We start from the raw sequence: 12,724 nt of genomic DNA on the forward strand, positions 1-12,724 counted from the left end.
TCCTTATCCTATAATTAGTTTGAATATGCTTTCATTATAGATGTGGTAAGGTAAATTCGTATTTATCCGTCAAAGACGTCTTTTTGCACAATTACGCCAAGGGAGTTGATGGTTCATATGTATGTTTGGCCAAAAAGCGAAGAGCGATTAAATCGGTACGCACGCTTGCTGCATGGCGATAGCGTAACCATTCATGTTTATTATTGGGGAGCGGTACAAGGGTTAATCGAGAATACCGTTCATAAACATTCGTTTTTTGAGATTTGCTACGTTACCGGAGGCAGTGGAATTTACGAGGAGGGGCATGTCACTTATCCATTGCGGGAGGGAGTTCTGTTTTGTTCCCGTCCAAATATATATCATCAAATTCGGGATGTAGACCAATTGGATTTATTATATGTAGCGTTTGAGCTTGATGAGAAGCTTTCAAAGCCAGATGAATTCGATTATTACAATCAAGCCTTAAATAGCGGACCGATATGGACAGATAAGCAGCAGCTCTCGCCGACTGCTCACATTTGGCACGCTTTGCTCGTTCCAAGCGGCGATAGTCATGCTGCTCCGATTTCTTTAATCCCTCAGCTTGCGCACGCCTTGATCCTTACTTTTCCCACTATCGTTGGCGGGAAGAACAGCAGCACGGAAACGGTATTACCTGCATCTAATGCTGCAATGCTCATCAGCCGCGCCAAGCTGTACATACGCGACAATCTCGGAGCGAACCTGAACCTCGCAGAGGTTGCCCGTTATATTAACGTATCGGAGCGGCATCTCTCTAGGCTGTTCTCGCAGAGCGTGCATGAGTCATTTTCCATGCTCGTTAGGCATGAGCGAATACGCGCCGCTGAGCAGCTGCTGTCGCAAACTTCAACGCCTATTAAGAGCATTGCTGAGCGCTGTGGTTTTTCATCCGTTCATTATTTTACAAGAACCTTTGCTGAGGCTAAAGGTATCCCACCCGCGGCTTTTCGGCAGGCTAGCCGCAGAAATTCCGAACAAGAATAGTATTTCTAATTAATATGGGCTCATAAGTCATGTATTGTGATTTCGCTTCTAACCATAAAACGGGCATTCACACCTGCTTGTCCGATTCCTTTTGAAATATAAAAGGTGCCGTGCTGGTCCGTGTGGAGCCCTTTGTAGATTCCTTTAGCCGAAAGCGGACCTTTCGGCTTAATCGCAAAAAAGAACGGCACGTTCAGCTGCTTTCCATGCAGATGACCGGCCATTAAATAATGATACGGACGTTCGATCTTCAGTACGACGTTAGGATCATGTGTGATGATGATGATGGGCTTCGAGTCGTCGACAAATCGAAATGCTTGCTTGATATTACTGTGACCAGTACCGTAATCATCGATCCCGACTAATTGGAAATCCTCTAATAACACAGACTCGTTTAGCAGAACTTTTATTCCATAAACCTCAAATAGATCAAGCAATTTTCTTAAATGAGGCAGTTCATAATCATGATTACCCAAAACGGCATAAACAGGGACACCGCAGTCAGCTATCACTTTAAAGTATTGAGCGGCTCGTGATAAGTAGCGTTCTCTATAGGTAAAATCACCTGTCAAAAAAATATAGTGAGGATTAGTCATCTTAATTTCTTCCCTGATTCTTCTTGCACTCACACGCAGCCTGTCAAAGTGAAGATCGCTTATTTGAAGAATACGCTTGTTAATGCCAATTGGATTGTTAATCTTTTCCACTTTCAACCATTGTGTTGGAAAGATAAAGAACAGATATATGATAATGATGCATCCGCTAATGATTAAATAAATCAATATGATCCCACCTTTCCTCCATATGTAGATATACTTTATAAACTAGTATATTCAACTGCATCCACGATCACAACTGCGGAACAACTTCACCTTTCAGCTATTATGGCAGTGGCTTTGCTCTATCAAACTCTGTTATTTCAGTAAAATGATACAAATCACAAATTAACTTGTTGACAATGAAACAGCAGAGATGTTAACCTAATCACAAGTTCTTTATAAAGAACAAAAACGAAAAACGAGCTTTCAAATAAACTATAAATAAAATGGTGATGGTTTAACTATTTCCTAATCTTTAATTCATTATTTAAACCACACACAACAGTTCTTAAATAAGAACAACATGCCATAATAAATTCTTTTCATCAGCTTGTGCTTTATCAGCGACAGGAGGAAACAATGAGCGCTATAGTCGGTGTTTGTCATCTCAATAATGAACCAATTCATCCAGAACTGGGTATGCAGCTGTTACAAAAGCTGCAGCACTTTCCTGCAGATGATATCAACGCATGGCGCAATGAACATGTTTTCTTGGGATGTCACGCGCAATGGATTACTCCTGAATCCGTTAACGAAATTCTGCCTTACTTCGATTATTCAAGCGGCCTCGCAATAACCGCCGATGCCATCATTGATAATCGTCCTGAACTGTTTGAAAAGCTGCAAGTTGGATTGACTGACCGCAAGAAAATGACCGATAGCGCACTAATCCTGCTTTCCTATCAGAAATGGGGAAAAGACGCTCCCAAGCATTTAATTGGCGATTTCGCTTTCGTTATATGGGATGAACAAAATCGCACCTTGTTTGGAGCTAGAGATTTTTCTGGCAGCCGCACGCTTTATTTTGCTCAAACAAAAGAGTTGTTTGCTTTCTCTACAACCATTCAACCTCTTTTTTCAATACCAGGAATAAATAAGCAGCTAAACGAGCAATGGATATCCGAATTCCTAGCAATCCCTATTACAACCGATGCCGTTGATTTGTATACAACCGTGTACAAGAATGTAGGACAGATCCCCCCCTCGCACACGATTACGGTTTCCGATGGCGAGTTGAGGTTTTCTAGATATTCGACCTTAGCAGTTGAGAACAAATTAAAACTCAAAACCAATGAAGAATACGAAGAGGCGTTTAGGGACGTTTTCCAAACAGCGGTCTCGTCTCGGCTTCGCACGTATCGACAGGTTGGAGCAAAATTAAGCGGAGGACTCGATTCCGGATCAGTTGTAAGCTTTGCAGCGAGGGAGCTGCGTAACCAAAATAAACAATTACACACTTTCAGCTATGTGCCGCTTGAAGATTTTCAAGATTGGACGCCCAAGAGCAGAATTGCAAACGAGCGCCAAAATATACAATCTACAGTTAAGCATGTTGGCAACATCAATGATCAATATTTGAATTTCCCTGAAATGAACCCACTTACTGAGGTTGATGAGTGGCTCGAGATCATGGAAACACCGTATAAGTTTTATGAAAATTCCTATTGGATTAAAGGAATCTACCAGCAAGCGCATGCTCAAAACCTTGGTGTTCTGCTAACAGGCAGCCGAGGAAACTGGACGATATCCTGGGGACCCGCCCTCGATTACCAAGCAAGCTTGATTAGAAGCTTTAAATGGATTCAGTTTGCCAAGGAAAACCATCTTTACAGCAAAGAGCTTGGAATTAAGAAATCGCGCATTCTTCCAATCGTAGGAAAAAAAGCCTTCCCAAAAATTTCAAAGCTGTTATTAACGAATAACGAGCCTGAACTTCCAGATCTTATTAACCCGGAATTCGCTAAAAAAACTAACGTCTATGAGCGGTTACAGCAGCATGGTTACGACTTCTGGGGAAATCCTTTCCAGGATGTCTATGAAGTGCGAAAAAAACAATTTGAAATGCTCTATTACTGGAATATTACTGGTACAGTCGGATGCAAGCAATCTCTGCGTTATTCCATGTGGGAACGCGATGCAACCAATGATTTGCGAGTCATTCGATTCTGTTTATCGGTACCAGAAAAGCAATTCGTCCAAAACGGTTTCGATCGTTCCCTCGTTCGCAGGTCAACAAAAAACTATTTACCCGAAAATATAAGACTAAATCAAAAAGTACGCGGAATACAAGGTGCCGATGGTCTACATCGGATGATTCCCTCATGGGGCCTACTAATTGACGAGCTCAAACAGGTTATAAAAGATCCAATTATTTCGGAGTACTTGAATATTAAGGAACTAAAAAACGCATTGTCTATCATTGAAAAGGATCCGCGTCCGGAGCTCGTCTTCGAGACTCATTTCCGAATACTGATGCGCAGTCTAATTTTCCACCGTTTTATCAAAAAACAAGCTTGAAGGGAGGTGATTTCTATGCAAAACCAAGTAAAAAAAGCGTGGCAACAACCTGCTTTGGAAGTGCTTAATGTCAATATGACAATGGCTGGTCCTGGACTTAAAACACCTGATGCTGTTCAACCCGACCCAACTGAAATTATCAACTTCAGCTAGTCTTAAATCAATATTCTTTTCATACTTAGAATTCAGGTGCCTATATTCTCATATATGGGCACCTCCCCCCCCAATATCGCATTACGATCCGGAGTGATACTCATGATAAAGACCGAGAGCAAAAACAGCTATTATTCCTTTGGTTTCCGTATCGATAGCTATCTTCCGCTGCCTGAACTGCCCCCAATTAATGAACACACCAATATGAATATGGAAACTGTCAGAGTAGCGATAACGGATCTTACAGCTTGCTGGAATTCCGCTGCCTCTTCAAGTGAATATTTCGCAGTGAAAGACAATCAAGTACTTATTCGAGTTCCCAACACGGCTATTTTCTGCATTAGTAATGGTGAATCCATTATGGTCTCTCCTTTTGAAGGCTTTAACGATGATAAAATCCGTCTCTACATACTAGGTACGTGCATGGGTGTTATTCTTTTGCAAAAAAGAATTCTTCCGCTGCACGGCAGCGCTATCGCTATTAATGGCAAGGCCTACGCCATTCTCGGCGCGTCCGGTGCTGGGAAATCAACGCTTGCATCCATCCTGCTTGAAAAAGGGTTTCATTTATTGAGCGATGATCTAATACCGGTAACTATAGACCAAAATAATGTTCCAATGGTTTCGCCTTCCTATCCGCAGCAAAAAATGTGGCAGGAAACCATTGATCATCTTGGCATGAGCTCATCCCAATTACAACCGCTCTTTGATAGAGAAACTAAATTCGCAGTGCCTGTCTCTTCAAGATTTTGCAACCAATCCTTACCTTTGGCTGGTGTATTTGAACTCGTAAAAACGGAAACAAACGCAACGATAGAGCCCCTGCAAGGACTTGTAAGGTTTCAAACGTTGCTTCGACATACATTCCGCAACTTTCTCCTTGAGCACTTAGAATTGCGTGAGTGGCATTTCACAACGCTTTCACGCTTCGTCAATCAGATTGACATGTATCAGCTGCAAAGGTCATCTTCCTATTTTAGTGCACATGAGCTCGCCGATTTCTTATTAAACACCATTCCCGAGGAGGATTTAGAAAATGAATAATACTGAAACGATAACTTTATCCGATTTCATTGTTTCTTGCGAACAAAATATTGTCAGCGATATGGGCGACGAAAAAGTAATGCTTAGCATCCGTAACGGCAACTATTATAATCTTGGTACGACCGGAGGCCGTATTTGGGATTTTTTGAATGAGAAAATTTCAGTTAAGGAAATAGTTGATCAATTATTATCCGAATATGACGTTGAACAAAAGGAATGTGAATATCAAGTTATTTCCTTTTTGGAGCAGATGAGGAAAGAAGGTTTAGTTCTTGTTACTCAAGAAAATTAAACTAATATTCTCGCTTAAAAGGCACACCTTTTTCTTGTTTTGCGAGACTTATTTCTTCTTGGGCTGGGCGCGTATCCTTATGTATAGGCCATTTTCAAAAATCGCTCCGTCGCTTGGCGCAAAGAGGGAAGAAACAGCAAATCATGCCGTACAGACAGACCTGCGTACGATAAAACATATTTCTCACGCCTTAGCGATTGTAAGCCGGCATACGTTTTGGGACAGCAAATGCCTCGTTAGGGCGATTGCAGGCTTAAAGATGCTAGAGCGGCGTAAAATTGACAGTACTCTGTACCTCGGTACGGGGAAGGATGAACATGGGAAACTGATCGCGCATGCCTGGCTGCGCAGCGGGCCACTATATATTACGGGAGCCGATGTGATGGATCAATTTATTGTTGTGGAGAGATTTGCAAAAAAGGCTAGCTGAGCTCCTCTATCCGTCCCCATATCCAAATCATATGCGTCATTGGTTATCCTTGAAAGGAGAAACAAATGAATTACATTTTGCACTATATGAAGCGATTGCATCATTTTTCGGGAGTCGCTTTATACATCAACCTATTCGGAATGACGATCTCCAGTTTTTTAGATAGTATTGGCATCTTACTATTGATTCCTATGCTGAGTCTTATCGGTATCGTAAGCCTGGATGTTAGTAACAGCTATTTTTCAGGACTTTCTGATTATATGCGAGAGCTCTCTCCTACTCTTTCTTTGCTAATCATTTTAGGTATCTATGTCATTATTGTATTCTTACAAAACCTCATTCAGCAGAGGGCTTCTATTCGAAATGTTGAGATTCAACAGCATTTTAGCCGTCAATTGCGTTACGAAACCTACCATTCCATTCTTCTTTCAAACTGGCCCTTTTTCTTGAAAAAAAGGTCATCCGATCTTATTAATTTGTTGACAATAGAATTAGCCCGCGTGATTGGGGCTATCAATCTTTGCCTACAGCTAATAACCTCCCTTATATTCACATTGATCCAAATCGGAATTGCCTTTTGGTTATCGCCTACTCTGACTATGTTCGTATTAGCCTGTGGCATTATTCTAGGAATGTTCTCCAGAACATTCATAAAAAAGGCCAAAGCGCTCGGCAATCAGACCTCACAATTGTCTCAGAGTTACCTGGCGGGAATTACCGATCAACTAAACGGAATGAAGGATATTAAAAGCAATACGCTTGAGCAATCCCGTTTAAATTGGCTCTCTGGATTGACTAAAGGAATGATGGAGGAACAAGTGTCCTATGTCAGACTGAGGATGAATTCACAGCTTGTTTATAAATTAACATCTGCGCTCCTCATTTCATGCTTTATATTGGTTTCATTCAAGCTTTTCCAAACGCAAAGTATTCAACTGCTGACGATTACCGTCATTTTTGCGCGTTTATGGCCAAGATTCACCACTATTCAATCCACACTGGAACAGCTTGCTTCCATGATCCCTGCTTGCAAAGCGTTAATGGTTCTTCAGAATGAATGCAGCAATGCAGCTGAGCGGCTTGAAATGGAGGATGACAAAAGAGAGACTTTACGCATAGAACACGGGATTGAGTGCCGTAATATGAACTTTCGATACAATCAAGATGAAGATAATTTTACGCTGCAAAACATTAATCTATTCATTCCTTCAAACAAACTGACAGCAATAGCCGGCCCATCGGGCGCTGGAAAAAGCACTCTTATTGATCTTATAATGGGATTGATGCAGCCTGAATCAGGTCAAATTCTAGTTGATGGGGTTCCAGTCTCAAAGGACAATCTAGTTTCTTTCCGTCAATCCATTAGTTACGTAGCTCAAGATCCGTTCCTATTCAATGCAAGCATTAGAGAAAATTTTTACATGGTCAAGCCTGATGCTAACGATGAACAGATCTGGGAGGCATTACAATTCGCATCTTCGTCTGACTTTGTTCGAAAGCTCCCTAATGGACTTGATACTGTAATTGGGGATCGTGGAACCAGACTTTCCGGAGGAGAACGCCAGCGGCTTGTAATCGCACGAGCTATCATACGTAAACCATCTATCCTCGTTTTAGATGAAGCTACAAGCGCATTAGACACGGAGAACGAAAAGAAAATCCAGGAAGCTATCGAGCGTTTAAAAGGAACGATGACCGTTATCGTTGTTGCTCACAGGTTATCAACCATTAAACAAGCTGATCAAGTTATCGTAATCAATCAAGGAATACTTGTTGAGCAAGGAGAATTTCTTAAGCTCGCTGCTGATTCAAAGAGTTTATTTGGAAATTTATTAAATAATCAATCTATGGCTAGTGCTTAATATTAGATATAGATAACAAAAAAAAGGGCTTACTCATAGGTAGGCCCTTTAGCTTGTAGCTTAAGATATTAGAATATTTTAATTCAATATTCATATGACAACATCCAATATCATACATAAGTGGCGGCTAAAGAGCTTTCGCATTCCTTAAATATTCGTTATAATAGGATTTAGTCTACAACGATGTAATGACGGAGGAGTTTGTTATGATCGGAGAACGCATAAAGACGCTGCGTAAGAGAAATGGCTTATCACTGACTGAACTTTCACAAAGAGCCGGTGTTGCGAAATCTTATCTAAGCTCCATTGAACGAGGACTTCAACAGAATCCTTCGATTCAATTTCTCGAAAAGGTAGGCGCGGTATTGAAGGTTCCTGTAGAAGAATTTTTGAATAGCGATCAGTCTGAGCAAAAAGCTGAAAATCTTGATCTCGAATGGGCCGATTTAGTAAGAGAGGCCATGGCTTCTGGTGTCAGCAAAGATCAATTCAAAGAATTTTTGGAATTCAATAAATGGAAAATCAAGCGCGAATAGCGCTTTTTTTATTTCTACACAGCAGTACCTTGCATCTCATCATTGCTGCTTTCCTTTAAAATAAGTAGTGCTTTTTGCACATCTTCTTTACTAAAGCCTAATGTACGTGCATTCATTATTAAAGCAACCCATTCCAAATCCAAGTCTTGATGGTCATCTGAGTTTATAAGTACCATTTTCCCATGTCCCCCATTCAATTTGGGACGGTTGCACCACTGACTCCATGCGTTTAAGGTGCCCAGATACTAAACGCATTTCAACGTCTCCCTATGCTTGTCATTCACTTATAGATGTATTATAGATCACCATAATTGCGCATGCTGTCGCTTCATGTCTTACAAAAATGATAGATAATTACATTTTTTGTCGAATAACTTTAAGCATTATTAAAGAAAATAGAATGAATGGCCCAAAATCTGTAAACACCAAAAACTAATCCTTACGGCTTATTTTTATTGCGCAGCCTTAATGTAATCAACCGCTTCCCTCTCGAGTTCCGAATGTTCTGGTATCTCATAGCCGCTCGGATTCGAATATTGCCAGCGCCAGGAATCCTCGCACATTTCTTCTAATCCTAATGTCGCAGTCCAGTTCAGCTCCTCATTTGCCTTCATTGTATCCGCATAGCAAATGGCAATATCGCCCGGTCTGCGTTCAATAAGCTCGTACGGTATACTTCTGCCAGATATCTTTTCAAATGCAGCTATCATCTCCAGCACGCTATAACCGCGTCCGGTTCCGAGATTATAAATATCCACACCCGATTTACTTTTGGCCTTCTCTAACGCCCGCAAATGCCCTCTGGCAAGGTCTACAACGTGGATATAATCCCTTACCCCTGTACCATCAACGGTAGGGTAGTCGCTTCCAAAAACATTTACATGCTTTAGTTTTCCAACAGCTACCTGGGATATGTAGGGCATAAGGTTATTCGGGATCCCATTCGGATTCTCGCCGATTCTACCACTTTTATGTGCGCCTATGGGATTAAAATATCTCAAGATAGAGATCCCCCATTGCTCACTTGACACCGCTAAATCCTGTAGAATCTTTTCTAGCATCAGTTTAGTTCTACCATACGGATTAGTCGCTCCCACAGGAAAATCCTCTGATATTGGTACTTGTTCTGGAAGTCCATAAACAGTTGCAGATGAGCTAAATACAAGCTTATGTACTTCATACTTTTTCATAACTTCGCATAGGATTAAAGTGCTTGTTATGTTCGTGTGATAGTAGGTCAACGGTAAACGTACGGATTCACCAACCGCCTTCAACCCCGCGAAATGAATAACTGCCTCAATAGAATGATTGCTAAAAACCTCTTCCAGTCCGCTGCGATTCATTATGTCCATCTGGTAAAACGTTAATGTTTTGTTTGTGATTTCTTCAACTCGTTCTAATGAAATACGGCTGCTGTTGGACAAATTATCTACAACAATAACTTCGTGGCCCGCTTCCAGAAGCTCAACGCAAGTATGGCTCCCAATGTAACCAGCTCCGCCTGTCACTAAAATTGCCAATATATCAGCTCCTCTCAAGAAATAATTTCAAAAAATAAATCCATTCTTTAATAAGAGTAATATTCAAATAATTCCACTTTTGTATAAATACTCTCCTGATTTTATTAAATTTGATCGCGTTAATTTTGTTAGTATATGGTCGAGACCGTATTTCTAGAATCCAATATAAGTACAATAACGCTAACCTTTATACTCACATACTATTACTCTCCTGAAGCCCCATCAGCTCATATAACTTCTCTAGCTCACCGCTGTTGCTGTAATCAGAGCTTTTACAATGATTCGCTAGGCGTTCTCTCAGCTCGCGGTCGTTGTATAATTTCTCGATCCCCTCAGCTACGCCTTCGATTGATAAATCAGTTATATAGCCATCCGTCATATGTTCGATCTGGCTTTCCGCCGTCGAATAATTTGTAATAACGATTGGCTTTCCTAAAATCTTAGCTTCTGTAACGGTAACCGCTTTACCTTCGTACCTCGAGGGCTGCACATATAAGTCACATAAATTCATATACGGATAAGGATTTAATTGCTTTCCTAGCAATATAAATCGCCCTTCCAGTTGATTTTTCTTGATCAATTCTTGTAACATCGCTTCATCTCCGCCATAACCGACAATATACCAAACCATATCGTCATAGCCTTTATCTACTAGAAGCTTAAACGCTTTTATCGCATCATCAAATCCTTTGGCATGACAGAGTCTTCCGACAGACAGCAGCTTAAAACGCGTATCATGAGCCAGAGGGTTAGATTCTGCCTGTTCATAGGACATACTGCGAATAAACAATGGCGAAACGATATTTTCCATAACGACTACCTTATCTCTTAATGATTCATAGCGCTTTAGAAAAGATTCCCTGCAAGCATCGGAAACGGCAATGATGTATTCAAATTTTTCCCACATCTTCAGATCCATTTTATAATTTGCATCTATCGTGGAATAATCCGTATGAATCCAAGCAATTTTCTTATCGGCGGTTACCTTGTCGGCAACGAAGTAATGAGGCCATAAATAACTGATTGCAACGTCATATTCCTTTTCTAATCTGGGTAGAAATGGCATTGCATACTTCCACACTAATTGCATTTGAACATAACCGATTTCATGTATGCCTTTAATTTTGCCTTGAAGTAAAGAATGGCCTTTCGCTATAACACGGGAAAGACCAATTGGCAGCTGCTTATCTTGAAATGTTTCTTTAATGGATTTTCTGAATGAGGTGTACTGAGCAATTTCGCCAAGTAAATTCGCCTTATCTGTTAGCAAACCCATAAAATCTCCCTTATGCCGGTACAGCATCAGATCGATGTCAAAATCTGCATAGTTAAACTCATCAAGCATTCCAGCTAAGCTTCTCTCGACACCGCCGACTTCCATATCGTAAGAAGCGATCAATACATTTCTCATCCTGAGCTCCTATTCACATATAGGTTTCGTTATTTTGATTTTTACTTCTGAGCTTCCTCCACCCCCATATGAATGGCCGAAGCGGAAAATAGAGAAAGTGCAGCGGCTGTGGAAGCGGCAGCGTCTTGGCATCCTCTGGATATGGAAAAAGAAAGCTTGCAATAAACGTGACCTTTTGTCTAAAGGTCAATAGACCAAATAAATACTTTCTATGATAGCGGTCTACTTCTTCCGCTATTGGAGGACTATGAAGATTTATCATTCTATGTACGTAAAACATGGCATCCTCAGCCGACCATTCTGCTCTTCTATCATTTAGTAACGGCTTCATTTCCTCACGTAAAGGAACTGCAAACAGCCTCGCTAATAATAGTAATGCCTGACCGCCAATATGCGTGAACTGATGCTTTCGAAGGAGAATAATCAGCTTAGGCCAATCTATCTTCTGATCCAACAGCTGCTTAATATCAAGTAACCAACGAAGTCTAGACCAGCCGTGACGAGCGCCATGAGAGACCAGAAACATAAATAAGTCTTCTCTACCCAAATAGTAAATAGGCCGTGTGATTAACGAACTTTGTCTTCTTCTCTCCCATAGATCATCAAACTTCGGTTCCTTCGCCGGAGCAGGATTGAGTCTCCAATGAACCTCTACTTTGATTCCCTTTTCAGGATGCATAAATGAAGTATGATGATGACGCCATTTCCAGTCATTCAGTACGGAGACGATATAATCATCCTTTTCATACCCGCAAGAGAGGAGGAGGCTTTCCGTTCTCTCTAAGTCTTTCATCGGAATAAGCAAATCTAAATCGCATGAAGTCCGAAGAGATACGTCACCATAAAGATCTGCAGCAATGACGGGCCCCTTTAAAAACAACGATCTTATACCGTTGTCAGAAAATAATTTGGCAATCTGCTCCATCTCGCCGCTCAAAGTAAGCATTTGCAGCGTATTCCGATAATAGTCGCGCTGGAACAGTTGGGATACAAACGTAGGAATCCCAATCGCTTTTAATTTTTGCAGCTTGTTATTAAGTGAAGGAAATACTCGATGGTGTCTCACTAACTCAATAAACCGGTCCCAGTCCGCATGACGGATGAGTTCCTGCAAATCAAATGTAATATCAGTCTTGTTATCCATTGCAAGAATGGAGAGCATTAATCTTAATTCATCAGATAGTTCTTCTTTATGGAGAGTGACATCGTTATTCATGAATTTCTCCTTCATGCTAATTAGCCAATAACGAACAAAATACTTATTTTGTTCTATAAAACGAACACAAGTACAGATTAACACCTTACCTAATATCTGTCAATCATCATTCCATTTGTTCCTTTTTCTTTTAGAAAAA

Annotated in this window: 13 protein-coding genes and 1 riboswitch; of the genes, 8 read left to right on the forward strand and 5 right to left on the reverse strand. The window is 40.8% G+C overall.

Annotated elements, in window-relative coordinates; genetic code table 11:
- Window positions 1-117 precede the first annotated feature (117 nt).
- Entirely contained in the window at window positions 118-1,005 is an 888-nt protein-coding gene (locus tag AC1DLI_RS02695) for an AraC family transcriptional regulator (protein ID WP_477599408.1), read from the forward strand.
- Between the two features lie 20 nt (window positions 1,006-1,025).
- Here AC1DLI_RS02695 and AC1DLI_RS02700 read toward each other — a convergent pair whose 3' ends face one another.
- On the reverse strand, window positions 1,026-1,787 hold the full coding sequence (locus AC1DLI_RS02700) for a metallophosphoesterase (RefSeq protein ID WP_477599410.1): 762 nt from the start codon (window positions 1,785-1,787) through the stop codon (window positions 1,026-1,028).
- A gap of 396 nt (window positions 1,788-2,183) precedes the next feature.
- On the opposite strand from AC1DLI_RS02700, the gene AC1DLI_RS02705 reads away from it, so the two are divergent.
- From AC1DLI_RS02705 to AC1DLI_RS02735, 7 genes are all read left to right on the forward strand, one after another.
- Complete coding sequence (locus AC1DLI_RS02705; protein WP_477599412.1) at window positions 2,184-4,121, forward strand: asparagine synthase-related protein; 1,938 nt, start codon at window positions 2,184-2,186, stop codon at window positions 4,119-4,121.
- A gap of 15 nt (window positions 4,122-4,136) precedes the next feature.
- Window positions 4,137-4,274: a paeninodin family lasso peptide gene (locus tag AC1DLI_RS02710; protein WP_477599414.1), complete on the forward strand. Its 138-nt coding sequence runs from the start codon at window positions 4,137-4,139 to the stop codon at window positions 4,272-4,274.
- Window positions 4,275-4,376: 102 nt separating this feature from the next.
- Window positions 4,377-5,318: an aldolase gene (locus AC1DLI_RS02715; protein ID WP_477599416.1), complete on the forward strand. Its 942-nt coding sequence runs from the start codon at window positions 4,377-4,379 to the stop codon at window positions 5,316-5,318.
- Entirely contained in the window at window positions 5,311-5,610 is a 300-nt protein-coding gene (locus tag AC1DLI_RS02720) for a lasso peptide biosynthesis PqqD family chaperone (RefSeq protein ID WP_477599418.1), read from the forward strand. The genes AC1DLI_RS02715 and AC1DLI_RS02720 overlap by 8 nt, the downstream gene beginning before the upstream one ends.
- Window positions 5,591-6,040, forward strand: a complete 450-nt coding sequence (locus tag AC1DLI_RS02725) for a lasso peptide biosynthesis B2 protein (protein ID WP_477599420.1) — start codon at window positions 5,591-5,593, stop codon at window positions 6,038-6,040. The genes AC1DLI_RS02720 and AC1DLI_RS02725 overlap by 20 nt, the downstream gene beginning before the upstream one ends.
- 65 nt (window positions 6,041-6,105) lie before the next feature.
- Window positions 6,106-7,902 (forward strand): ABC transporter ATP-binding protein, encoded by a 1,797-nt coding sequence (locus AC1DLI_RS02730; protein WP_477599422.1) that lies wholly within the window; start codon window positions 6,106-6,108, stop codon window positions 7,900-7,902.
- Window positions 7,903-8,108: 206 nt separating this feature from the next.
- On the forward strand, window positions 8,109-8,438 hold the full coding sequence (locus AC1DLI_RS02735; RefSeq protein WP_477599424.1) for a helix-turn-helix domain-containing protein: 330 nt from the start codon (window positions 8,109-8,111) through the stop codon (window positions 8,436-8,438).
- 14 nt (window positions 8,439-8,452) lie between these two features.
- Here AC1DLI_RS02735 and AC1DLI_RS02740 read toward each other — a convergent pair whose 3' ends face one another.
- The 4 genes from AC1DLI_RS02740 to AC1DLI_RS02755 form a co-directional block, all read right to left on the reverse strand.
- Window positions 8,453-8,614: a hypothetical protein gene (locus AC1DLI_RS02740; protein WP_477599426.1), complete on the reverse strand. Its 162-nt coding sequence runs from the start codon at window positions 8,612-8,614 to the stop codon at window positions 8,453-8,455.
- Window positions 8,615-8,632: 18 nt separating this feature from the next.
- Window positions 8,633-8,714: riboswitch (cyclic di-GMP riboswitch) on the reverse strand.
- Between the two features lie 176 nt (window positions 8,715-8,890).
- A complete protein-coding gene (galE, locus tag AC1DLI_RS02745) occupies window positions 8,891-9,958 on the reverse strand; it encodes a UDP-glucose 4-epimerase GalE (RefSeq protein ID WP_477599428.1) in 1,068 nt (355 codons plus the stop codon).
- Window positions 9,959-10,151: 193 nt separating this feature from the next.
- Window positions 10,152-11,369, reverse strand: a complete 1,218-nt coding sequence (locus tag AC1DLI_RS02750) for a glycosyltransferase (RefSeq protein WP_477599430.1) — start codon at window positions 11,367-11,369, stop codon at window positions 10,152-10,154.
- A gap of 13 nt (window positions 11,370-11,382) precedes the next feature.
- Window positions 11,383-12,585 (reverse strand): nucleotidyltransferase domain-containing protein, encoded by a 1,203-nt coding sequence (locus AC1DLI_RS02755; protein WP_477599432.1) that lies wholly within the window; start codon window positions 12,583-12,585, stop codon window positions 11,383-11,385.
- Between the last annotated feature and the right edge of the window lie 139 nt (window positions 12,586-12,724).

The sequence above is a fragment of the Paenibacillus sp. 01T443 genome, from assembly GCF_056398325.1.